The organism is Haloarcula rubripromontorii, from assembly GCF_001280425.1.
GTDB classification, from domain to species: Archaea; Halobacteriota; Halobacteria; order Halobacteriales; family Haloarculaceae; genus Haloarcula; species Haloarcula rubripromontorii.
On sequence record NZ_LIUF01000002.1, the window covers coordinates 499915 to 522811 of the forward strand.

Annotated in this window: 18 protein-coding genes; 4 read left to right on the forward strand and 14 right to left on the reverse strand. The window is 65.9% G+C overall.

The annotated features are described in order from the left end of the window. Positions 1–190: 190 nt before the first annotated feature. Together AMS69_RS07740 and AMS69_RS07745 are read left to right on the forward strand one after the other, a co-directional pair. On the forward strand, positions 191–433 hold the full coding sequence (locus AMS69_RS07740) for a DUF7123 family protein (RefSeq protein WP_053967489.1): 243 nt from the start codon (positions 191–193) through the stop codon (positions 431–433). Positions 434–594: 161 nt separating this feature from the next. Next, positions 595–2463: a PAS domain S-box protein gene (locus tag AMS69_RS07745; protein ID WP_053967490.1), complete on the forward strand. Its 1869-nt coding sequence runs from the start codon at positions 595–597 to the stop codon at positions 2461–2463. Between the two features lie 43 nt (positions 2464–2506). On the opposite strand, the gene AMS69_RS07750 is transcribed toward AMS69_RS07745, so the two are convergent. From AMS69_RS07750 to AMS69_RS07795, 10 genes are all read right to left on the reverse strand, one after another. Then, on the reverse strand, positions 2507–3112 hold the full coding sequence (locus AMS69_RS07750; protein ID WP_053967491.1) for a winged helix-turn-helix transcriptional regulator: 606 nt from the start codon (positions 3110–3112) through the stop codon (positions 2507–2509). 50 nt (positions 3113–3162) lie between these two features. Then, positions 3163–4353, reverse strand: coding sequence for an SPFH domain-containing protein (locus AMS69_RS07755; RefSeq protein ID WP_053967492.1), 1191 nt, complete (start codon positions 4351–4353; stop codon positions 3163–3165). A 71-nt stretch (positions 4354–4424) separates the two neighbouring features. After that, positions 4425–5021 carry an NfeD family protein gene (locus AMS69_RS07760; RefSeq protein WP_053967493.1) on the reverse strand — a complete coding sequence of 199 codons (597 nt, stop codon included), beginning with the start codon at positions 5019–5021 and terminating at the stop codon, positions 4425–4427. A 70-nt stretch (positions 5022–5091) separates the two neighbouring features. Next, on the reverse strand, positions 5092–5460 hold the full coding sequence (locus AMS69_RS07765; protein ID WP_053967494.1) for a DUF7312 domain-containing protein: 369 nt from the start codon (positions 5458–5460) through the stop codon (positions 5092–5094). Positions 5461–5505: 45 nt separating this feature from the next. After that, complete coding sequence (gene metG, locus AMS69_RS07770; protein WP_053967495.1) at positions 5506–7650, reverse strand: methionine--tRNA ligase; 2145 nt, start codon at positions 7648–7650, stop codon at positions 5506–5508. 66 nt (positions 7651–7716) lie between these two features. Continuing rightward, entirely contained in the window at positions 7717–8301 is a 585-nt protein-coding gene (locus AMS69_RS07775) for a YqaA family protein (RefSeq protein ID WP_053967496.1), read from the reverse strand. A 68-nt stretch (positions 8302–8369) separates the two neighbouring features. After that, entirely contained in the window at positions 8370–9422 is a 1053-nt protein-coding gene (gene mfnA, locus AMS69_RS07780; protein ID WP_053967497.1) for a tyrosine decarboxylase MfnA, read from the reverse strand. Positions 9423–9564: 142 nt separating this feature from the next. Further along, the gene (locus AMS69_RS07785) at positions 9565–10467 is read right to left on the reverse strand and encodes an RAD55 family ATPase (RefSeq protein WP_053967498.1); all 903 of its coding nucleotides are present in this window, start codon (positions 10465–10467) and stop codon (positions 9565–9567) included. A 58-nt stretch (positions 10468–10525) separates the two neighbouring features. After that, positions 10526–12835: a phosphoenolpyruvate synthase gene (ppsA, locus tag AMS69_RS07790; protein ID WP_053967499.1), complete on the reverse strand. Its 2310-nt coding sequence runs from the start codon at positions 12833–12835 to the stop codon at positions 10526–10528. Positions 12836–12956: 121 nt separating this feature from the next. Continuing rightward, positions 12957–13868 (reverse strand): PhzF family phenazine biosynthesis protein, encoded by a 912-nt coding sequence (locus AMS69_RS07795; protein WP_053967500.1) that lies wholly within the window; start codon positions 13866–13868, stop codon positions 12957–12959. A 144-nt stretch (positions 13869–14012) separates the two neighbouring features. Here AMS69_RS07795 and AMS69_RS07800 point away from each other — a divergent pair, with 144 nt between their 5' ends. Then, on the forward strand, positions 14013–14762 hold the full coding sequence (locus AMS69_RS07800; RefSeq protein ID WP_053967501.1) for a 4-phosphopantoate--beta-alanine ligase: 750 nt from the start codon (positions 14013–14015) through the stop codon (positions 14760–14762). After that, positions 14759–17311 carry an AAA family ATPase gene (locus AMS69_RS07805; RefSeq protein ID WP_053967502.1) on the forward strand — a complete coding sequence of 851 codons (2553 nt, stop codon included), beginning with the start codon at positions 14759–14761 and terminating at the stop codon, positions 17309–17311. Before AMS69_RS07800 ends, AMS69_RS07805 begins: the two co-directional genes overlap by 4 nt. A 7-nt stretch (positions 17312–17318) precedes the next feature. On the opposite strand, the gene hutH is transcribed toward AMS69_RS07805, so the two are convergent. From hutH to hutU, 4 genes are read right to left on the reverse strand one after another with little or no spacing between them, the layout of a single operon-like run. Continuing rightward, complete coding sequence (hutH, locus tag AMS69_RS07810) at positions 17319–18893, reverse strand: histidine ammonia-lyase (protein ID WP_053967503.1); 1575 nt, start codon at positions 18891–18893, stop codon at positions 17319–17321. Then, the gene (gene hutI, locus AMS69_RS07815) at positions 18890–20152 is read right to left on the reverse strand and encodes an imidazolonepropionase (RefSeq protein ID WP_053967504.1); all 1263 of its coding nucleotides are present in this window, start codon (positions 20150–20152) and stop codon (positions 18890–18892) included. Before hutI ends, hutH begins: the two co-directional genes overlap by 4 nt. Beyond that, entirely contained in the window at positions 20149–21072 is a 924-nt protein-coding gene (gene hutG, locus AMS69_RS07820; RefSeq protein WP_053967505.1) for a formimidoylglutamase, read from the reverse strand. Before hutG ends, hutI begins: the two co-directional genes overlap by 4 nt. Further along, the gene (hutU, locus tag AMS69_RS07825; RefSeq protein WP_053967506.1) at positions 21069–22817 is read right to left on the reverse strand and encodes a urocanate hydratase; all 1749 of its coding nucleotides are present in this window, start codon (positions 22815–22817) and stop codon (positions 21069–21071) included. Before hutU ends, hutG begins: the two co-directional genes overlap by 4 nt. Between the last annotated feature and the right edge of the window lie 80 nt (positions 22818–22897).

Below are 22897 nucleotides of genomic sequence, written 5' to 3' on the forward strand. Positions count from 1 at the left end.
CCGGAGCGAACGACTGTTACCGGACAGTGACGAACACACGGTGTTTCCCGCCTGTACCAACCGACTGCCGCGTGGCCCAACTCGCGGCAGTATCCCAGCTTCGAACGAGAGAAAACCGCAAGAGGGCAAGCCCTTAACCGTCTGTACCAAATCCAATAAGGGTGTCTCGGTACTGCTAGTAACTGTACTAATGAGCGCCACCGCACAACCCACCGACAGTCCGCTTTCGGACAAGCAGCGACGTATTCTGGAGTATCTCCGTTCCAATGCTGACGACCAGACGTATTTCAAATCCCGACTTATCGGCGACGAACTCGGCCTCTCAGCCAAGGAAGTCGGAACGAATATGACCGCAATCGCCGACGGCGATCACGACTTGGCCGTCGAGAAGTGGGGGTACTCCTCCTCGACGACATGGATGGTCGAAGCTTAAGCCCGGACCCCGCCGAACGAGCGGTGCTGTCGCCCGCGCAGAGACGGTTCGGTGTCGACGCTCACTTTTTCCGTCAGCCACGACCCCTTGAGATGCAGGCTTCTGTTGGCATATCTGAATGTGCACATTCATAACAATTGACGGCATAGTCGGACCCAGTAATGGGAGAGGCTGGGTCCTCGATTCGAGTCCTCCACGTCGACGACGACCTGCAGTACGCGGAGACGACGGCGGCGTTTCTCGAACGAGAGCGGGCCGCGTTCGACATCGAGACCGCGACGAGCGCGTCGGAGGGGCTGGCTCGGATCGAATCGGCGACGTTCGACTGCATCGTCTCGGACTACGAGATGCCCGGCGAAAGCGGTATCGACTTTCTCGAATCCGTCCGCGAGGCGTACCCGGAGCTACCCTTTATCCTGTACACGGGCCGAGGCAGCGAAGCAGTCGCCGGCGATGCTATTTCGGCCGGCGTCACCGACTACCTGCAGAAGACGTCTGATACCAGTCACTACGCCCTCTTGGCCAACCGCATCGCCAACGCCGTCCAACAGTACCGGTCACAGCAGGCGCTCGAAGAGAGTACGGACCGGCTGTCGCTGTTTATCGACCAATCGCCACTGGGCTTCGTCGAGTACGACCCGGATTTCGAAATCGTCCGGGTCAACGACACCCTCACAGAGATATTCGGCTACACCGAGGACGAACTACTCGGGGAGACGTGGGAGGTGTTCGTGAGTCCGGACAGCTACGACGACGTCGACGCGGTGACCTCCGCCCTCAGCGAGGCCAGCGGCGGCTACCACAGCGTCGACGAGAACGTCCGGAAAGACGGCGAGCGCATCATGGTCGAGTGGCACAATCGCCTCGTCACCGACGACACGGGCGATGTCGTCACCGTCTTCTCACATTGCAAGGATGTCACCGAGCGAATCGAGCGCGAGCGCAACCTCGCCCAGCTACGGGACTTTTTCGCCGAGGCGGAGGAACTGGGTGACCTCGGCGCGTGGGAGTTCGATGAGACCGGCGTCTCGACCTGGACAGAGGGGACGCGCCGAATCCACGAGGTCGACGACGAGTTCAACCCGACGGTCGAGGACGGGCTGTCGTTTTACCACCCTGAAGACAGAGACCGGGTCGCGGACGCCGTCGACGCAGCCCTCGAAGAGGGCGACCCCTACGACGTACAGGCCAGGCTCATCACCGCGACGGGCGACTGCCGGTGGGTCCGGTCCCGCGGGAAACGGGTCAAGGACGCGGAGCACCGCACGGTTCGGGGCTTCATCCAGGACATCACCGAACAGAAGGAGCGCGAACGCCGGCTCCGCGTCCAGAACGAGCGGCTGGAATCCTTCGCCAGCGTCGTCAGCCACGACCTTCAGGGGCCACTGACGGTCGCGCAGGGCCACCTAGAGCTGGCCCGACAGGAGGTAACCGACGACCGCCTCGACAGCATCGACAGCGCCCACCAGCGGATGCAGACGCTCATCGACGACATCCTGACGCTCGCACGCGACGGCCGCGAGGCGACGACCACCGAGCCAGTAGACCTACACACTGCCGCGACCGCCTGCTGGCAGACCGTCGAGACGGAGAACGCGACCCTGGAGACCGACACCGACAGCGTCGTGGTCGCCGACCCCCGGCGGCTGCGTCGCCTGCTCGAGAACCTGTTCCGGAACAGCGTCGCACACGGGTCCCTTCCAACCACGGGACAGGATGAGGGCGTCGAGCACAGCTCCACGACGTCACAGTCAGATGCTGTCGTCGAACACGGCGACGGCGTGACGGTCACCGTCGGCGACATCGAGGACGCCAGCGGATTCTACGTCGCCGACGACGGCCCTGGCGTGCCCGAAGACGAGCGGGACGTGGTGTTCGAGGCAGGGTACTCGACCGCCTCCGACGGCACCGGCTTCGGCCTCGCAATCGTCGCCGATATCGCCGCCGTCCACGGGTGGGACGTGAGCGTCACCGACAGCGAGTCGGGCGGGGCCAGGTTCGAGATAACAGGCATCGTCGAAGGGGGGTGAGGGCGAGACAGACGCGGCTGGGTTGACAGCCGGGGTCCGAGCGTCACGGGTCATACCGCAGTAGCGAGTCGGCCTCGCCGGCCAGCGCGGCGACATCGTCGCCGAACGAGTCGGCGTACCGAATCAGCAGTGTCAGCACGGTTTCGGGTTCTGTAACTGCGTAGCCGTCCTCACGAGAGAGAAGGCCGGCCGTCTCCAGGTCGGCGGCGTAGTTGCTCACTGTCGGTCGCGAGACATCCAGTTCAGTGGCCAGTTCCGACGCCGTCACGTCCGGGCGGCGCAGCAGGGTGACGAGCATCCCGCGAGCCGTGGACCGCCGCAGGTAGCCAAGCGCCACCTGTTCGAACTCGGAGAACTGACCGGCCGGGAAGTACCTGCGGTAGTCGCCGTCCTTCTGTGACGTGACGACAGCCTCGTTTTCCAGCCGGTGGAGGTGGTGCTGGGCCTCACCAGTCCCGAGTTTGAGGTCGTCGCGAAGCTTCGAGAAGTGGGTCCCGGGGTGTGCCGAGACGTATCCGGCGATTGCATCGGGCGCGTCGCTCTCGCTCCCGCTGTCGCCGAAGCGGGCAAACGGACTTGCTGCACCGAGGGCGGCAAAGCGACGGAGTGTCGCTCGTTTATCCTCGTCAACGTCGCCCTCACGCGTCATTGCTACCGAAAAGGTGGGTCGGTAATAAAACGTCTTCGCCTGATTCTCAGTTAGTTGTCTTTGTCGACTTCCGACGTTCGCGTCGTGTCGTCGGGACCGCCGGCCACGTCAGTCGTGCCCGAGTCGTTGTCTATCTCGGCGTCCATCTCCTCGATAACGTCGTCAGCGCTGTCGACGCCGGAGTCTTCGCCGTGTTTTATCTTCTGGGCTTCCTCTTCCATCGCTTCGACGTCGACCTGTGCTTCCTCGTCGATCTGGCCGAGGATTTCCTCGATATCGTCCAGACCAAGCATCTCGCGGGTCTCGTCGTCGAAGTCAAGCGCTTCCAGCGAGTGACCGTTCTCCTTCACGTCCGAGCCCTGGAGGTGCTTGCCGTAGCGGCCCACCAGCGAGGTAAGCTCCTGCGGGAGGATGAACTTCGTCGACTCGCCCTGACCGATTTCGGCCAGCGTCTCCATCCCCTTGTCGATGACGGCGCGCTCGCCCATCGACTCGGCGGATTTTGCACGCAGGACGGTCGAGATGGCGTCACCCTGTGCTTCGAGGATCTGGCTCTGTTTCTCACCCTGGGCGCGGATGATGTTCGACTGCTTGTCACCTTCCGCCGTCTCGATGGCGGAGCGCCGTTCACCCTGGGCTTCCAGGATCATGGCACGGCGTTTCCGCTCGGCGGAGGTCTGTTGCTCCATCGCCTGCTGGACGTCCTTGGACGGGTTGACCTCGCGGACCTCGACGCTCTCGACGCGGACGCCCCACTCGTCGGTGGGCTCGTCCAGTTCCTTGCGGATGCGGGCGTTGATTTCGCCGCGCTTGTTGAGCGTGTCGTCCAGTTCCATGTCGCCCAGCACGGCGCGGAGGGTGGTCTGGGCGAGGTTCGAGACGGCGCGCTCGTAGTTGTCGACTTCGAGGAACGCCTTCTTCGGGTCCATCACCTTGATGTAGACGACGGCGTCGGCGGTCACCGGCGAGTTGTCGCGGGTGATCGCTTCCTGCCGCGGCACGTCAAGCGTCTGGGTACGCATATCGAACCGCGTCACGTCGGAGACGAAGGGATAGATGAAGTGAATCCCCTGGTCGAGGACGCCGCGATAGGTACCAAGGACCGTGTAGGCACCTTTCTGGTACGGGCGGATGATCACGACGCTGGAGTACACCAGCGCGATGGCAATCAGGAGGAAGATTACGGTAACGAAACCGACGAGTCCTCCCAGACCTTGCAGCGGTGCTGTCGCGGGGAACATGACAATCAGAACTCCGGAGCGCGCAATGAAAAGGCTTCGGTGTCCCTGTCACAAACTACCGAATTGCACACCTACGCCCGCTCGGACTCTCGCTCCGGCTCGGCGTCCGCATCGCTCCGGTTTCGGTCACGTTCGAGCGCGCGGTCGATTTCGTCGCTCGCCGACTCCACCGCTTCGACTTCCAGAACGTTCCCGCCGCCGGGGTCGATGACGATTACTTCCGTCCCCTCTTCGATAGGGTCGCCGGAACTGCGAGCCTGATAATAGGGATTGAAACCGCCGTCTTCCAGTTTGACCTCACCGTCGCTTCGGGTTACGCGCTCGGTAACCGTTCCGAACTGGCCCGTAAGCGAGTCAGAGCTGAGCGTCTGGCCACGGCCCGGTGCGGCGAAGTCGAGCTTTCGATACCCCCAGAGCGTGACCGCTGTCGTTGCAAGGACGACGACGGTAAGGATGAGTGGTGCGAGGATCCCAAGGCTCGCTGGAATGAACAGCCCGACCAGCCCTGCCGTCAGCAGGGCCACACCGAGAACGAAAAAGTGGGTTCCAGGGGCGAGTGCCTCGCCCACGATGAGGCCCGCGCCGGCCAGAAACAGCAGGATAGAGAGCGACATACCTAACAGTGGTTCGGCCTGGAGCGGGGCAACTGTCGCCAGCGGGTTCACCATGCCCTCACTTAGTGTCGGAGCAGGATTAAGTGTCGGGGTCAGGCGTGACACGCCCGACACTGCTGCAGCGTTACGCGTCGCTCGTCCGGACGAAGAACCCGTACAGCACTGCGGTTCCGAGCGCGACGGACAGGACCACGCCGCCGAGTACGGACGGCGTGTACATCTCCGCCCCGAGGAACATCCGTCCGAGCGCGAGAATTGCGATACAGACCCCCAGTGCGACGAAGACGACATTCTCAGGCTTTGGCGCGTCGGGCGTCACCTCGAGATCCGGAGCGAGCGAGCCGGCGACCGCGCCCTCCACGTCGTCAGCCGCGTCGCCATCGGGGTCGTCCTCGACCTGAATAACGTCGGCTTCCGTCGCCAGTTCGTACTCCTCGGTGAACGTGTCACCCGTAGCGGCCGCATCGTCTCGTGCGGCCCCGTCGTCATCCATGGTCCGCGGTACGTGCCGTGACTACAAAAGCGCTGGCGACTGCGGTTACTTGATGCGGGTCCCCAGCGGGGCGTCCTCGTGCGTCGTCAGCAGGTCCGCCTCGTCGCCGGCGGCCAGTACCATCCCGTTGGATTCGATGCCGAACAGCTCGGCTTTCTCCATGTTCGCGAGGAGGATGACCCGCGTGCCGGGTAGGTCCGCGGCGTCGTGGAGCTGTCGGAGGCCGGCGACGACCTGCCGGACCTCGTGGCCGATGTCGACCTCCAGACGCAGGAGCTTGTCCGCGCCCTCAACCGGCTCGGCGCTCCGAATCTCGCCGACGCGCATGTCGACGCCTTCGAAGTCCTCGAAGCTGATGCGCTCCTCGACAAGCGGCTGGAGGTCGGCGGCGTCCGCATCCCCGTCGTCCGCTTCGTCGCCGGCGTCCTCGCCGTCACCGTCGGACTCGTCATCGCTGGCCGCCGCAACGCGCTCCTGTAGTTCCTCGTTCAGCGCCTCGATGTGGTCGTCCTCGACCTGCTCGAACAGCTCCGCGGGCTCGCCGAACTCGGCTGGCGGCGCTTCGAGCGCGCTGTCGAGGGTCACGTCCGCGACAGAGCCCTGTTCGCCGAGCTGGCCCCAGAGGCGCTCGGCCTTGCCCGGCAGCACGGGCTGCATGAGCACCGCGACGGCCTTCGTCAGCTGGACGCAGTCGCGGATGACCTGTTCGGCGCGGTCAGGGTCGTCGTCGACGAGGTTCCACGGCTCGTTGCGCTGGATGTACTCGTTGCCGTAGTTCGACAGCTCGATGGCGATTTCGGCCAGTTCACGGATGTCGTACTCGCGGACGGCGGCCTCGAAGTCGTCGAGGGCGTCCTCGATGCGCTCGCGCACGTCGTCGCTGACAGCGGCGTCGGGCGTGCCGTCGTAGTTGCGCTCGGCGAACAACAGCGAGCGGTAGATGAAGTTGCCGACGTTGCCGACGAGTTCGCCGTTGACCCGCTCCTGGAAGCGGTCCCACGAGAAGTCCACGTCGGTGTCGATCTGTGCGCCGGTCGCGATGTAGTACCGGAACAGGTCGGGGTGGAAGCCCGCGTCGAGGTACTCGTCGGCCCAGACGGCGCGGTTACGCGAGGTCGAGAGGGCTTTGCCGTCGATGCCGACGAAGCCGGTCGCCAGAATCGCCCGGGGCTCGTTGTACCCTGCCCCGCGCAACATGGCGGGCCAGAAGACGGCGTGGTGCTGGATAATGTCGCGGCCGATGACGTGGATTATCTCGCCGTTGTCGTCGGTCCACTCGTCGTCCCATTCGGTGCCGTGGCGTTCCTCGCCGTCGACCGTCCAGACCCCTTCCCAGTCGTACTCGTCGTCGCCGACGCGCTCGGAGTACTGCTTCGTCGAGGCGACGTACTCGATTGGCGCGTCGACCCAGACGTACAGCACGAGGTCCTCGCCGCCGTCAACGTCTTCGGGATAGTCCACGCCCCAGTCCATGTCGCGGGTGATACAGAGGTCCTGGAGTTCGCCCTCGATCCACTCGCGGGGCTGGTTCTGGGCGTTGTCGGTCCCTTCGAGACGGTCGAGGAAGCCCTGGAGGTACTCCTGGAAGTCCGAGAGCCGGAGGAACTTGTGTTCGCGGGTGCGGTACTCGGCGGGGTTGCCCGTCAGCGTCGAGACGGGGTCCTCTATCTCGCCGGGTTCGAGGTGGCGCTGACACCCCTCGTCGCACTCGTCGCCGCGGGCCTGCTCGCCGCAGTAGGGACAGGTCCCTTCGACGTAGCGGTCCGGGAGTGGCTGGTCCTCCTCGGTGTCCCAGGCGACCTCGATTTCCTTCTCGTGGACGTGATCGTTTGCGACCCACGAGCGGACGAATTCCTGAGTGAGTTCGACGTTGGTCTCGTCGTCGGTGTGCCCGTAGTTGTCGAATTCGATGTTGAACTGCGGGAACGTCTCGGCGTAGGTCTCGTGGAAGTCAAGCGCGAACTCCCGCGGCTCGACGCCTTCTTCGGCGGCGTTGACCGCTACTGGCGTGCCGTGCATGTCCGACCCCGAAACGAACGCCGTCTGCTGGCCGATCCGTCGGAGAGCGCGCGATAGTGCGTCCCCGTCGACGTACGTCCTGAGGTGGCCGACGTGCAAGTCACCGTTCGCGTAGGGCAACCCACAGGTCACGACCGCCGGCTGGTCCGTCGGAAACTCGTCGTTGCTCATACCTGTTCGTGTGCCACCGACGGGTCAAAAGGGGGTTGGTTTCGGCGTGGTGGCCGCGCTCCGCGGTCACAGCAACGCGAGCGTGCCCCCTGCCAGCCCGAGTGTCACGACGAGCCGTCCGGCACTGCCGAAGAACGTCGCTGCGCCGAACCGATAGTAGTCGCGTTCGAGGACGGTGAACGCGTAGATAGAGATGGTGTCGGGGAAAAACGGCACACAGAGCGCGAGCGCCAGACCGACGTAGCCGTACTTCTGTGCTAGCTGTACCGTCTTTTTTTCCGACCACTCGATGATGTTGAACCGGGAGCGCTTGATTCGGCGAACGAGCGGGCCGTACTCCTTTGCCTCCTGACCGATGTGGAAAGCGACGAGACTGCCAAACGCCTTCCCCAGACCACTGACGATGATAATCGCCACCAGATTCCCGTTCGTGGAGAGTCCAAGTCGAAGGGTTTCGGCCGGAACCAGCACGACCTCGCTCGGAAGCGGGAGAATGAACGCGATCAGAAACGAGTACACCGCGATGATACCCAGTCCGGTCGGACCAGTGGCCGTACAGACGGCTTCTTCGAGCGGCGACAGTGGGGTGCCAGCGGTCGTACAGTCACCGATGAAGGCGATGAACGCTGCGGTCGGTACTACCAAGTCCACGTCTCTCTGTAGCAAACAGGCACTTCTAAACCTTCGTATTACTGCTCGGGAGTTCTCGGTAGGCGTTGTTAGTACCAGTCGAGATCTGCGACAAATGACCGTAGCATCGACCGCGTGACGTGGGGCATACACACGACGCGCATCTCACCGGCCCCGGTCTTCGAGACTCGCCAGCCGCGATCCCGGAGTTCGTCGGTCATCGGCACCGAGAGGTCCGCCGCGACCAGCGGCAGTTCCGGGCCGACCACGTCGTGGCCCCGCGCCGACAGCTGGTCGGCCAGCCAGTCCGCGTTCGCCATCGACGTTTCGTACTGCTGGCGGTAGCCCGTCGGCCACAGCGCCTCCATCGCGGCGACGGCCGAGGCGACGCCCGCGCCGGACCGCGTGCCCGTCAGCGTGAGCTGGTCGGTCGATTCGAGATACGGCGTCTCGACGGCGAGTTCGTCGAGCAGCGACCGGTCCCGAGCCAGCAGTCCGCCGGCGGGGACCGCCGCTTGTCCGACCTTGTGGGGGTCGATGGTCATCGTGTCGATGTCCGCGTGGCCGAAGTGCCAGTCGTGGTCGGTGAACGGGAGGTAGAATCCGCCCCACGCGGCGTCGACGTGACAGAGGGCGTCGACCGTCTCGGCGAGGTCGGCGATGGCCGGAATCGGATCGACGTAGCCGTACTCGGTCGAGCCGGCGACGCCGACGACACACACCGTGTCCTCGTCGACGAGTTCCGCCATCGCCGCCATGTTGACACGGTAGTCCGTTGCCGGCGCGGTCCGCAGTTCAACCCCGAGGACGTCAGCAGCCTTGGTAAAGGAGAAATGCGCGTGGACGGGCGCGACCACGTTCGGGTCGTCCGTATCGGCGCGGTTACGGGCGATGCGTATCGCCTGAAGATTGGCCTCTGTCCCGCCCGAGGCAACGTAGCCTGCGGGGTCCGAGAGCCCGGTGATCTCGCCGAGATAGTCGACGGCCTCGTGTTCAAGATCGGCGATGGTCTCGTACGTACCCGGGTCTCCGGGATTCGTCGCGAGGAAGCGTTCCGCCGCTTCGCGTGCCGACGGGTGTGGCACGGTACACATCGACGAGAGGACGCGCTCGAAGTCCTGTGGCGCTGCCCGCTGGAGCATCTATCGCGAGTATAGAGGGGGAGCGGTTTAGCCGTTATGCTCGCCTGTGTCGTTGTCTGCTGTTTATTCCTCCTGACGGTAGCACGCTGGTCAGGCGGTAGGGCCACCCGAACTCGGTCCGGGCGCGGGCTTCCCAGCCGAGTTACCAGTTCGACGGCCCGATTTTCTTCGTCGCCTTCGCGCGAAAGCCCGTGGGACCGATCAGTGACTCGAACACAGTCTGGCGCTCGGAATCGAGCGCGCCGCCGAAGGAGCCGACTCGCATCGTCCGATACGTCTCGAAGCCCTTGTCGTTGGAGTAGAAGTAAACGCTGCCGTGCAACAGGCCGTGAATGAGTTCGTCCGACCGCACGTCTCCGGCAGGGCGGTTGAGTTTGACGAAGGCTACGTTCCCCCAGTTGACGACTGCCTCACGGAGCCCCATCAGGAACGCGATCTCGTGGTTCTGGGGCAGGCCGAACTTCGTCGCCCGTTCGAGGTCGGTCAGCGAGTCGATGACGATGAGCGTCTCTGCGGCGTCGCTCACCCGGTCGCTGATGTCGGCTAGCAGTTTCTCGAACGTTTCCGCAGCAGGCTCTCGCTCCGGCGGCTCCGCGTCGGGCTGTTCGATTTCTGCGTCGCTCCGTCGCGCATCGAACAGCGCTTCGGGGACTGGCAACAGCTCCATGAACCGCTGAGAGAAATCGGCGACGGCCATGTTATCAGTGAGCGTATCGAACTGGTAGCCGTCGAGCACGGCGTCGAGTTCGCTGTAGACGTGCTCGCGGTCGTGCGAGAGCGTGATGTAGGTCACCGACTCCGGAATCGCCTCGCTGCGCCGGGCGATGCCGTTCGGGACCATCTCCGGGCGGTGTTTCGCGAGCATCAGCGTTGCGAGGCTGGTGTAGGTGAAGGCGTCGCCTCCCGCATCAGAGGCCCCCGCCAGCAGGACCGTACTCCCCGTCGGAATTCCGCGGACCTGTCCATCCAGTCCAGGGATGCCGAAGGGAATGTAAGACACACCGGAGCTGATACTCTTGGCTTCCGGTGTCGGTTCGGATGCCATACCGTAACGAAGCGAACGGCGCAAAAAAACCTGCTGGCTACGTCAGCCGACTGCGGTCTCAGCGGACCGATTCCAGCAACAGGCGCTGTTCGACGCGCTTGACCTCGTGTTGCACGTCACGCACGGCGTCGATGTTCGGCGAGATGGACGTAACTCCCTCGTCGACGAGGAAATCAACCATCTGGGGCTTCGAGGCGGCCTGACCGCAGATGCTCGTGGCGACGTCGTGCTCGCGGCAGGTCCCGATGACCTGGCGCATGAGTTCGAGGACAGCCGGGTGGAGTTCGTCGAAGCGGTCGGCGACGTTGCCGTTGTTGCGGTCGACGGCCAGCGTGTACTGGGTGAGGTCGTTCGTCCCGAAGGAGACGAAGTCGATGCCGGCCTCGCAGATGTCTTCGATGGACAGCGCGCTCGCCGGGGTTTCGACCATGACGCCCCAGTCGCGCTTCTCGGGGTCGATACCGACCTCCTGCATCAGCGCCTTCGCCCGCAGGATGTCCTCGGCGTCGGTGACCAGCGGGAGCATCAGCTCGACGTTGTCGTAGCCCAGGTCGTACAGGCGCTCGAACGCGCGGAGTTCGAGTTTGAACTCGCCGGGCCGGTCGAGCGAGCGGCGGATGCCCCGGTAGCCCAGCATCGGATTGTGCTCGCTGGGTTCGTCCTCGCCGCCCTGGAGCTGTCGGAACTCGTCGGAGGGGGCATCGAGCGTGCGGACGCGGACCGGGCGCGGATAGAACGCCTCGGCGACGGAGCGGACGCCCTCGACGATTTCGTCGACGTACGCGCGCTCGCCGTGGTCTTCGACGTAGCGCGAGGGCGTCTTGTCTGTCGAGAGAATCATATGCTCGATTCGCAGCAGGCCGACACCGTCGGCCCCCGTCGCGGCGGCCCGCTCAGCAGCCTCCGGAATGGAGACGTTGACCTTGACCTCCGTTCCGGTCATCGGCTTGACGGGCGAATGTCCCTCGACCGCTGCGGTGTCGCCCTCGTCCTCGCTCGTCTCCGGGACCTTGGCCCCTTTCTCGACTGTGCCCTTGTCACCGTCGAGCGTGACAGTTTCGCCGTCCCGGAGCTTCTGTGTCGCGTCCTCCGCGCCGACGACGGCCGGGACGCCGAGTTCGCGGGAGACGATGGCCGCGTGGCTGGTCATCCCGCCTTCGTCGGTGATGATGCCGTTTGCCCGTTTCATCGCCGGCACCATGTCCGGCGTGGTCATCTCGGCGACGATGATATCGCCGTCCTCGACCTTGTCGAGGTTGTCGAGCTTGTCGACGATGCGGACGACGCCGGTGACCCGGCCCGGCGCGGAGCCGATGCCGGAGAGCCGGACCGACTCCGACTGGCTCTCCATCGCCCCGCCGTCGGCGACGCCCGACTGCGCCCCCGGCGGCTGACTCTCGGCTTCGTCGGCCGAGCCGGCGCTTCCTTCGGGGTCGTCGATGGTGGTAATCGGGCGGGACTGGAGCAGATACACCTCGCCCTCGTAGACTGCCCACTCCACGTCCTGTGGAGTGTCGTAGTGCCCCTCGACGCGTTCGCCGACCTCCAGGAGTCGGTGTATCTCCTCGTCAGAGAGGACCCGTTCGTTGCGTTTCTCTTCGGGAACGGAGCGTTCGATTGTCTCGCCGTCCTCGCCCCGTACACACATCACCTTCTTGTCGGCGACGGTCACCTCGTCGATGGTCCCCGTCTCGCGGTCGATAATGTAGTTGTCGGGCGAGACCGCGCCAGAGACGACCGCTTCGCCCAGCCCCCACGCGGCCTCGATGATGGCCGTCGGGCCGCCGGTCGAGGGGTGGCTGGTGAACATGACGCCCGATTTCTCCGCGTCGACCATCTGCTGGACGACGACGGCGATGTCCACGGCGTCGTGGGCGAAGTCGTTCTCGTTGCGGTAGTAGATGGCCCGCTGGGTGAAAAGCGACGCCCAGCACTCCTTGACTCGCTGCAGGAGGTCTGCACGCGAGACGTTCAGGTACGTGTCCTGCTGCCCGGCGAAGGAGGCGTCCGGGAGGTCCTCCGCGGTTGCCGAGGACCGGACGGCCACGTCCTCGTCGCCCATCTCGTCGTAGGCGGCCAGCAGGTCCTCGCGGACCGACGGCGGTGTGTCCGTTTCCAGAATCAGTTCCTGGGCGCGCTCGGCCGCCTCGGCCAGCGCCTGCGAGTCGTCGCTGTCGACATCGACGGCCTCGAACAGCGGCTCGTCGATTCCAGTTGCTTCGATGAACGACCGATACGTGTCGGCGGTAACGACGAACGCCGACGGAACGGGCAGGCCCGCTCCGGTCAGTTCTCCGAGAGACGCCGCCTTGCCGCCGACCCGCGCCAGGTCGTCGGCACCGATTTCATCGAGCCACAGTGTTGGCATGGACTCACTCGTACCATCTCCAACGACAATTAAGGAAGTTCCGGTTACAGCCAGTGATGCGGCCGCTCTTCACTCGATTTCGAGTGAATTAGGCGGTCACGCCGCCGGTGCGGTTGCGTGGTCACGCTTCGATGATATCGTCGTCGTCGACAGCGGGGACGGTCACCGTGCCGTCCAGTGCAGTGACGGCGCGCCCGCCGACCCACACCTCGGTCCCGTCGGTATCGACTGACACCGTCCCGGGTCTGTCACGGAAGTGCCCGCCCTCAGCGATAATCTGCTCGATAGTGTCATCGAGTGCGCCGTAGCGGCGGACAAACGCCGCACAGGCCCCCGACGCCGCCGCGGTCACCGGTTCCTCGGTCCGGATCCCGGCCCGGAAGGCGCGGCCGTGGAACGTCGACCGGCGCGTCGCGTCGGCACCGACGGCATCGAACGTGAACGGATACACGCCGGCTGCGTCCACGCGGTCACAGAGCGAGGCAACGGCGGCCACGTCAACGCTGAGAGCGCTCAGATGCTCGAAGTAATTGACTGGGACCATAAGCCACGGCTCGCCCGCGTCGGCCGTCACGAGTGGGAGATCTGCGCCCACGTCCTTGAGTGTAGCCTCGTCGAGTCCGAGCGCATCTGCGACATCGACGTAGGGGAGGTCAACTTCGGTGATGTCGGCCCGGCCCTGTTCGACCCAGACCATCCCGTTCTGTTTCGTCTCGACGGCGACTTCGCCGGTGGCGGTCGCGACCGTCCACTCGCCGTCGCCGATTTCACCACGCTCGGAGAGCGCCGCGTGCGCCGCAACCGCGGCCGTCTCTGCCTGTGCCAGTTCCTCTGTCGGCGAGAAACAGCGAAGCCGGCGGTCGGCGTCTCCCGCCGGCAAGACGAACGCCGTCTCGGCGGCCCCCAGTTCGCTGGCGACGGCCTGCATCTGGTCGTCAGTCAGTCCGTCGGCATCGGGCACGACGCCGGTCGGTGTCCCAGCCGTCGGCTCCGCAGCGAACGCGTCGACAAGCAGCGCCTGTCGGGTATCCATGGCACGGAGTTGTGCTGACCCGCAGATAACCTTTTCCGGAGCTAGCCGTGGCCGTCTGATAGCCGGTTCCGGTGAGACACGCGACGACGACCGGGACACGCCCCTGACGGACGACTTTAGTACAGGGAGGTATCACTGGAACGCATGAGCGATGACGTCGACCTCCCTGAGAGCCACCCCCGCTACGAGTCGCTTTTGACCCGCCACCGTATCGAGGCGGGCGTCGACCGCGGAATCACCTCCCGGCAGGGCCTCATCGCACAGGGCCGTGGCGAGGCCTTCGACTACCTGCTGGGCGAACGCACGCTCGACAGCGCCGACGACGCCGAGCGCGCCGCTGCGGCACACCTCCTCTCCGCCGACCACGCCGTGATTTCGGTCAACGGCAACGCTGCAGCCCTCGTCCCCGGCGAACTCGTCGAACTGGCCGAGGTGACCGGCGCAGACCTCGAAGTGAACCTGTTCAACCGAACCGAGGAGCGAATCGAGGCCATCGCCGAGTACCTCCGCGAACACGGCGCGACGGAGGTGAAGGGGCTGACCGCCGACGGGCGCATCCCCGGCCTCGACCACGAGCGCGCGAAGGTCGACGCCGACGGCATCGGCGCAGCGGACGTGGTACTTGTCCCGCTGGAGGACGGCGACCGCGCCGAGGCGCTGGGCGAGATGGGCAAGACCGAACTCGTCATCGACCTCAATCCACAGAGTCGCTCGGCCGAGGTAGCGACGGTGCCCATCATCGACAACATCATCCGTGCGATACCAAACATCACAGAACACGCCCGAGACCTCCGTGACGACCCCGATGCCCAGCAGGACGCCATCGACGCGTTCGACGCCGACAGCGCCCTGACCGACGCCGAGCGGACGATTCGTGAGGGGGACCTGGAATGAGCCTGCCGCCGTACATCTACGCCGACCGTCGAGTACCCGACGAGGAGACCGTCAGGGAGGCCCTCGACCAGCGGACGATGACGGCCTTCGGCGACACTGAACAACTGGAACGCCTCCATCGAGTGTTCTATCCAGTGTTCAAGATTGACTACGAGTACGAGACCGGCGAGGGGAAGCTGTTCGGCACGACGAGCAAATCAGAGACCGCGTTTCTCGACGGCCTCTGGGCGGACAACGACCGGGCTGTCTCGCAGTACGTCGACGACACCGACGCAGTGGTCCGCCGGGCGACCAGCGACTACGACTTCGGCCGCAGCGACCCGGCGCTTGGCCGCTCCGTCTTGTTGCAGTTTCAGGTCACCGACGACGACGCCCGGTCGCTGCTGCCCCAGCGCGTCGCGGAGTACCGCGAACAGCAACAGGACGCCGCGTCCGGCTCGGCCAACGTCTTTCTCCGAAAACTCAGAGAGTCCTACGGCCTTCCGGGCGACTTCGACCCCGACGGCTTCGACGGCGTGACCGGCGTCGAACGTCTGTATCTCCCGTTCTGGCTCGCCGAGTACCACTCCCCTGACAGCTCCGATGTCAAGCTCGTCACATTCCGGAACCCAGACGCCTCGACTGAGGAGCTACAGCGCCACGGCTGGCTCGCGGAGTTTTTGAGCGCCGAACCCCGCCGGCTGGCCGAGTACGGTTACGAGGTCAACCCCGACCGGCTCGAACGAAACATCCGCGAGCGAATCGACCAGTCCGATGACTCCGGCACGACCGGGACGAGCGCCGATACCGACCCGGACAGGACCGACGGCGCGCCTTCGATAAACCGCGAGCGACCCTCGGACGAGGGGACGGTGGTGCAGCCCGACGGCGTCGACATGCAGGCCGACGGGCTGGTCGACCCGAACCCGTCCCGGAGCTTCGCCGACGTGGGCGGGATGAGCGACCTGCTAGAGACGCTCAATCACAAGGTCGTCCGACCGCTGCAGGACCCGAGCGCCTTCGAGGAGTACGGCATTGGCGTCGTCAACGGCGTCCTGTTGCACGGCCCGCCCGGCTGTGGGAAAACCCACGTCGCTGGCGCGCTCGCGGGCGAGGTCGACCACGCCTTCATCGAGGTCACGCCCGCCGACGTGACGAGCAAGTACATGGGGGAACCCGCACAGAAGGTCGAGGAGCTGTTCCAGATAGCCCACGCGAACGCCCCCTGCATCCTCTTCATCGACGAAATCGACGGTATCGCCGGCGCACGCGACGGCGACAGCAACATGAACAGCAGCGAGCAGCAACTGGTCAACCAACTGCTCACCGAACTCGAAGGAATCGCCGACGAGGACGTGGTGGTGCTGGGCGCGACGAATCTCGTCGAGGACGTGGACGACGCCATCCGCCGCTCGGGTCGGTTCGACGAGCGGGTGGAGGTTCCGCCGCCGGACCCGCAGGCGCGCACGCAGATTCTGGAGATTCATCTCGCCGGCCGGCCGACGGCCGACGACATCGACATGGACCCCGTCGTCGAGGAGACGGCCGGCTTCGCGGCCAGCGACATCGAACTCATCGCCGAGGACGCTGCTCGGAAGGCGTTGCGGGCCGACGCCCCAATCGGGACGGACCACCTGCTGCAGGCCGCCACGGAGACCGACACCAGCATCCCGGACTGGGTCGACCCCGAGATGGTCGCGGAAAACGGCGTTGTCCAGCCTGACGGCGTCGACCTGCAGGCCAGTTCGCTCGTCGAAACTGACCCCGGACGCGACTTCGCCGACGTGGGCGGGATGGGCGAACTGAAGGACCGACTCGAAGACACGGTCCTCGACCCACTGGAGAACGCCGACGCCTACGCCGAGTACGGCATCGACGTGCTCTCCGGACTGTTGCTGTACGGTCCACCCGGCTGTGGGAAAACCCATCTCGCCGGCGCGCTCGCGGGCGAACTCGGCCATAGCTTCGTCGAAATCAGCCCTGCAGATGTGACGAGCAAGTGGATGGGCGAGCCGGCCCGCAACGTCGCCGAGGTGTTCGAGGTGGCCCGCGCGAACGCCCCCTGTGTGCTGTTCATCGACGAAATCGACGGTATCGCCGGCTCGCGGCGCGGCTCGATGAACACGAGCGAGCAACAGCTGGTCAATCAGCTGCTCACCGAACTCGAAGGTGCGGCGGCTGACGACATTGTCGTGGTCGCCGCGACGAACTTCGTCGAGGACATCGACGCGGCGCTCCGGCGCTCCGGCCGCTTCGACGAGCGGGTGGAGGTGCCGCCGCCGGACGCCGAGGCTCGCAGGCAGATTCTGGAGATTCACCTGCAGGAGCGCCCCGTCGCCGGCGATATCGACTGGGACGCCATCGTCGAGCCGACGGCTGGCTACGCCGCCAGTGACCTCGAACTCGTTGCCGAGGACGCGGCGCGTCACGCCCTGCGAGACAGCTCGAACATCATGCAGGCGCACCTCGAAACCGCCGTCCGGGAGACGCATTCGAGTATCGCCGACTGGGACGACTGGGACCGCTATCAGGGAGTAGAGGGGACCGCGGACCTGGGGCTTGGGTCCTGAAACTGAGTCACTCTAGCTCCTCGTCGAGTGCCGCAGCAACCCGCTCGGTGAAGGCCGGCGACTCCACGAGCGCGCCCGCGGCCTCGATGTCCTCGTGGACCGGTCGGTCTGTGGTCAGCTTCGGGACCACCGCGCGGACGGCGTCGTAGGCCTCGGCGGACCCGACACCCAGTTCGAGGTCGTCATCGACGAAGTCGGCGGCCTGCGCCCCACAGCATAGCTCGACGCCGAGAATCGCGGCGGCGTTTCGTGCCGCGTGCCGGGCCAGATAGGCCGACTGCGCGCTCATGCTGACGTGGTCCTCCTGATTGCCGCTGACGGGCGTGTTGTCCATCGAGGGGCGGCCGAAGGACCGACATTCGTTCAACAGCGCCGCAGCGGTGTACTGAGCGATCATGTAGCCAGAGCGGACGCCGCTGCGCTCGGTGAGAAACGGCGGGAGGTGTGGCTCCTGCAGGTTCGGATTGAGCATTCTGTCGGTGCGACGCTCCGAGATGGCCGCGAGTTCGGTGAGCGCGTTCGTCAGATAGTCAAGGCGCATGGCGAGCACCGCGCCGTGGAAGTTCCCACCGGACAGCACGCCCGCGCTCTCGGAGCCGGAGGCCCGGTCCCCCACCGCCTCGCGGGGGAACACGAGCGGATTGTCCGTCGCGCTGTTGAGTTCCACTTCGACGGCCTCCCGGAGGTGGGCGACGGCGTCGCGGACCGCGCCGTGGACCTGTGGCAGACAGCGCATCGCGTAGGCGTCCTGCACGCGGTCGCAGTTGCGGTGGGACTCGACCACGTCGGAGTCGGCCGTCAGCCGCCGGACGTTTCGCGCACTCGCGGCCTGACCTGTGTGGGGACGGACGGCGGTGATGGCTTCGTGGGAGGGGACTGTCGAGGAGAGTGTCACCTCCGTCGTGAGTGCACCAGCGATGTCGGCGACAGTGACCAGTCGCTCAGCGTCGGCGAGGAGGAGCGCGGCCACCCCGACGGTCAGCTGCGTCCCGTTGATGAGCGCCAACCCCTCTTTGGCCCGGAGTGTCACCGGTTCGAGGTCGGCCGAACCGAGTGCCTCGTCGCCGGGGAGTCGGTCCCCCTCGACCTCGGCTTCCCCTTCGCCGATGAGTACCAGCGACATGTGCGCGAGCGGGGCGAGGTCACCGCTCGCACCGAGGCTCCCTCGCGATGGAACGACCGGGTGGACACCCGCGTCGAGCATCGCCACCAGCAGATCGACGACGCACTCGCGGATGCCTGAATACCCCTTTGCCAGCGTGTTCGCTCGCGTGACCATCATCGCACGGACTTCCTCGGTAGTCAACTCCCGGCCGACGGCGGCGGCGTGGCTCCGCAGGAGGTTCCGCTGGAGGTCGTCGAGGTCCGCGTGTGGGATGCGCTCGTCGACAAGGTCGCCAAAGCCAGTGGTGACGCCGTACACCGCCTCGCCGCTGTCAAGCACGCTCTCGACGCGCTCGCGGGACTCACGGATTCGTTCGCGGGCCGTCTCGGCAACTGTGACGGTCGCGTCGTTCCGGGCGACGGCGACCACCTCGGCGGGCGTGAGCGACTCGCCATCGAGGACGACGTCGGCGGTCATGATTTGACCCCCCGGTCGTATGACTCATGTGTCGGGGTGCTGACGACCGAGCCGTCCTTCAGAACAGTGTCGACGACGTTGGTCCCGTATTGGTATGGAATGTGGACGTGGCTCGGCGCGGCAAGGACGACGATATCCCCGGGCGCACCCTTACGGAGCGTCCCCAGTCCGTCGGTCCTGTCCAGCGCGAGCGCGGCGTGGTTCGTTCCCGCAATCAGGGCTTCGGCCGGCGTCAGTCCCATTTCGACGCAGGCCAGCGACAGCGCAAAGCCCATGCTGTGGCTGTGGCAGTTCGGATTGAAGTCCGTCGCGACGGCGACCGACGCGCCCGCGTCGAGGAATGCCTCGGCGTCGGCGTATTCCGCCCCGAGACCGAACGCCGTCCCGGGCAGGAGGACCGGCGTCACGCCCGACTCGACCAGCGCGTCGATGTCGTCGTCGGTCGCGTGCAGGAGGTGGTCGGCACTGGCCGCGCCCACGTCCGCCGCCAGCTGCGTCCCGCCGATGTGGGCCAGTTCCTCGGCGTGAACCTTCGGCGTCAGCCCCGCGGCTGCGCCTGCTTCGAGGACTCGCCGGGACTGCGCGACCGAGAAGACGCCCTCCTCGCAGAACACGTCGCAGAACTCTGCGATACCCTGTGACGCGACCGCTGGGAGCTGTTCGGAAACGACCGCCGCGGTGTAGTCGTCGGTGTCCCACCCCTCGGGGACCGCGTGTGCGCCCATGAACGTCGGGACCACGTCGACAGGATGGATGTCGTCTGCGCTGTCGATAACTCGGAGCATCCGTAGCTCCGTCTCCGTGTCGAGCCCGTAGCCGGACTTCACCTCGACCGTCGTCGTCCCGTGAGCGAGCATGGTGTCGAGATGGGCCAGCAGGTTCGACAGCAGCGTTTCCTCATCTGCGTCCCTGACCGCTCGGACCGTTCGGAGGATCCCGCCGCCTTCGGCGAGGATGTCCTGATAGGACTTCCCGCGAAGTTTGGCAGCGAACTCGTCAGCGCGGTCGCCGGCGAACAGCGCATGGGTGTGGGGGTCGACGAAGCCCGGAACGACGGCCTGACCGTCGGCATCGACAGCGTGCCCAGCGTTCTCCGGCGGGTACTCGGCAGTCACCTCCGTGGTCGGACCGACAGCGGCGATAGTGCCGTCCACGATGGCGACCGCGCCATCCTCGTAGGTCTCCAGACTGCCGCCGTCCGCTGCCGGGCCGGCGACGAGTTCGGCCGCGCCGTAGACCACGGCATCGAGGGCTGTCATCGGTCTCCTCCAAGGCCGCTGAGGAAGTGCGCGACGGCGCGGGCCCCGGCGCGAGCGGTCCGGTCCCCGGCGTCAAGCGGCGGCGCGCACTCGACGACCTCGAAGCCGGCGATGCGGTCGTCGGTCGCCACGCGGCCCAGCATCCGGAACAGTTCTCGCGTCGAGAGGCCGCCCGGTGTCGGCGCGCTCACGCCCGGCGCGGCCGCGGCGTCGAGCACGTCGAGGTCGAGGCTGACATAGACGGTGTCTACGTCGCCGAGCGCGTCGAGCGCGTCGTCCACCGCGCCGGCGGGGTCACCGGCCACCGACGCCGGCGGCAGGACTGTCCCGCCCTGCTCGGCGAGGTAGTCGTGGTACGCTGTCGAGGTTTCGAAGTGGCGCGCGCCGACGACGGCCAGCGTGTCGAGACCCGCATGGTGGAGCTGACGGTACGGCGTCCCGCTCGTCGGGCCGTCCTGCACGGCGCGGCAATCGAGATGGGCGTCGAAGCTGACTGCGCCGACAGTGCCATCAGACACCAGCGGCGCCGCGTTCGGGAACGTCAGCGAGTTGTCGCCGCCGAGAAACACCGGTACCGCGCTCGTCGCATGAACACGGGCCGTTACCGAACGGACGGCACGCTGGACCTGTTCGACGCTGCCAGCCGGAACATCGATGTCACCGAGGTCGGCGACCGCGTGTACCGGCCCGCGCTCGGCGTGATGGGTCTTCGTTCCACCGAGTTCGCGCCGGAGGGCCGCCGGGCCGGCACGCGCGCCCGACCGTCCGATGACGGCCCCATCGTACGGCTCTCCCACCAGTACAGCGTCGTACTCGGACGCGGTCGCGAGCGTGGCCGTCTCGACGACGTCACCGAACTGCTCGTCGTTTGGGTCGCCGGAGGGACTGGTCCACGGCGACGGGGCTGTCAGGTCAGTCATCGGTCGCGGTTGCGGTCGCGCATCGGGACCGCGACGTCGTTTTCGTCGGCCATCTCCTGTGCGATTTCGTAGCCGGCGTCGGCGTGGCGAATGACGCCCATTCCGGGATCGGTCGTGAACACGCGGCGTGCCTTCTCGGCTGCGACGGTAGATCCGTCAAGGACGACGTGGTTGTTCGTGTGAATGGAGTTGCCGATGCCGACGCCGCCGCCGTCGTGGACGCTGACGATGTCCGCGCCGGCGGCACAGTTCAGCAGGGCGTTCAGAATCGGCCAGTCGGCGACGGCGTCGGTCCCGTCTTTCATCGCCTCAGTTTCGCGGTTCGGCGAGGCCACGCTCCCGGCATCCAGATGGTCTCGCGTGACGACGATGGGTGCCGATATCTCCCCGTCGGCGACGAGTTCGTTGAGCCGGAGCGCGAGGCGGGCGCGCTCGGTCAGGCCGTCCTCGGTCGCGTACCCCAGCCAGCACACTCGCGCGGGCAACCCTTGGAAGGACACCTGCTCCTGAGCGAGGTCGATCCAGCGATGCAGGTCGTCTTTCTCCGGAAACAGTTCCTTGACGGCCTCGTCGGTCCGGTGGATGTCTGCTGGGTCCCCCGAGAGCGCGGCCCAGCGGAACGGCCCCTTGCCCTCACAGAACAGCGGGCGAATGTACGCGGGAACGAACCCCGGGAAGTCGAACGCGCTGTCGAGGTCGCGCTGGTCCTCGACCTGTCCACGGATGTTGTTACCGTACTCGAAGGCGATGGCACCCCTGTCCTGCAGTTCCAGAATGCCCTCGACGTGTCGCGCCATCGTATCGAGGCTCTCTGCGACGTACGTTTCGGGGTCGCGCTCCCGGAGCCGGTCGGCTTCCTCGACAGTGTAGCCAGCAGGGTAGTACCCTTCGAGTTCGTCGTGCGCGCTTGTCTGGTCGGTGACTACGTCGGGGACGAAGTCCCGTTCGAGCATCGCCGCAAGCATCTCAGCGGCGTTCATGTGGACGCCGACGCTGTATGGTTCACCGTTCGCCGCGGCCATCTGCGCTCGCTCGATAGCCGCTGCGAGGTCGTCGGTCTTCTCTTGGCAGTACCCCGTTTCGATGCGACGGTCGATACGGTCCGCGTCGACTTCGGCCGCGATACAGACGCCGTGGTTCATCGTCACTGCGAGCGGCTGCGCACCGCCCATTCCCCCGAGGCCGCCGGTGACGACGATTTTCCCGCGGAGGCCGTCGTTCTCAGGGTAGTGTTTCCGGGCGAGCGCGGCCAGCGTCTCGTAGGTCCCCTGGATGATGCCCTGCGTGCCGATGTAGGCCCACGAACCGGCGGTCATCTGGCCGTACATGATCTGTCCCTTCGCTTCGAGTTCGTGGAAATGCTCCCAGGTGTCCCACTTGCCGACGAGGTTGGAGTTCGCGATGAGGACGCGCGGGGCCTTCTCGTGGGTTTTGAATCGACCGACCGGCTTGCCGCTCTGGACGAGGAGGGTTTCGGTCGCGCCGAGTTCGCGGAGTTCGTCGACGATGGCGTCGTAGGCGTCCCACGACCGGGCCGCACGCCCAGTTCCGCCGTACACGACCAGCTCTTCCGGCTTCTCGGCGACTTCGGGGTCGAGATTGTTGTTCAGCATCCGCAGCGCGGCCTCCTGTCGCCATCCTTCACACTCGATAGCAGTGCCGGTGGGCGCGCCCTGGTACTCGCGCCACTGTTCTGAGGGCGTCCCGACGTCGTGGCCGGTGTCTGGGGCAGACTGCTGTGCCATACCGTCCCGTTTGCGCCCGAGTGTGATAGCAGAGACTCTCCGTGCGGAACTGTTTTTATATGTATGTGTGTATTGGTTGC

Excerpts from the sequence above, each read along its gene's own strand:
- hutI (WP_053967504.1), bottom strand. The coding sequence starts at position 20,152 with ATGACAGCCCTCGATGCCGTGGTCTACGGCGCGGCCGAACTCGTCGCC.
- AMS69_RS07755 (WP_053967492.1), bottom strand. The coding sequence starts at position 4,353 with ATGTTCCCCGCGACAGCACCGCTGCAAGGTCTGGGAGGACTCGTCGGT.
- AMS69_RS07765 (WP_053967494.1), bottom strand. The coding sequence starts at position 5,460 with ATGGATGACGACGGGGCCGCACGAGACGATGCGGCCGCTACGGGTGAC.
- AMS69_RS07805 (WP_053967502.1), top strand. The coding sequence starts at position 14,759 with ATGAGCCTGCCGCCGTACATCTACGCCGACCGTCGAGTACCCGACGAG.
- AMS69_RS07760 (WP_053967493.1), bottom strand. The coding sequence starts at position 5,021 with ATGGTGAACCCGCTGGCGACAGTTGCCCCGCTCCAGGCCGAACCACTG.
- hutG (WP_053967505.1), bottom strand. The coding sequence starts at position 21,072 with ATGACTGACCTGACAGCCCCGTCGCCGTGGACCAGTCCCTCCGGCGAC.
- AMS69_RS07795 (WP_053967500.1), bottom strand. The coding sequence starts at position 13,868 with ATGGATACCCGACAGGCGCTGCTTGTCGACGCGTTCGCTGCGGAGCCG.
- hutH (WP_053967503.1), bottom strand. The coding sequence starts at position 18,893 with ATGACCGCCGACGTCGTCCTCGATGGCGAGTCGCTCACGCCCGCCGAG.
- AMS69_RS07745 (WP_053967490.1), top strand. The coding sequence starts at position 595 with ATGGGAGAGGCTGGGTCCTCGATTCGAGTCCTCCACGTCGACGACGAC.
- mfnA (WP_053967497.1), bottom strand. The coding sequence starts at position 9,422 with ATGCTCCAGCGGGCAGCGCCACAGGACTTCGAGCGCGTCCTCTCGTCG.
- AMS69_RS07750 (WP_053967491.1), bottom strand. The coding sequence starts at position 3,112 with ATGACGCGTGAGGGCGACGTTGACGAGGATAAACGAGCGACACTCCGT.
- AMS69_RS07740 (WP_053967489.1), top strand. The coding sequence starts at position 191 with ATGAGCGCCACCGCACAACCCACCGACAGTCCGCTTTCGGACAAGCAG.
- ppsA (WP_053967499.1), bottom strand. The coding sequence starts at position 12,835 with ATGCCAACACTGTGGCTCGATGAAATCGGTGCCGACGACCTGGCGCGG.
- metG (WP_053967495.1), bottom strand. The coding sequence starts at position 7,650 with ATGAGCAACGACGAGTTTCCGACGGACCAGCCGGCGGTCGTGACCTGT.
- AMS69_RS07800 (WP_053967501.1), top strand. The coding sequence starts at position 14,013 with ATGAGCGATGACGTCGACCTCCCTGAGAGCCACCCCCGCTACGAGTCG.
- AMS69_RS07785 (WP_053967498.1), bottom strand. The coding sequence starts at position 10,467 with ATGGCATCCGAACCGACACCGGAAGCCAAGAGTATCAGCTCCGGTGTG.
- hutU (WP_053967506.1), bottom strand. The coding sequence starts at position 22,817 with ATGGCACAGCAGTCTGCCCCAGACACCGGCCACGACGTCGGGACGCCC.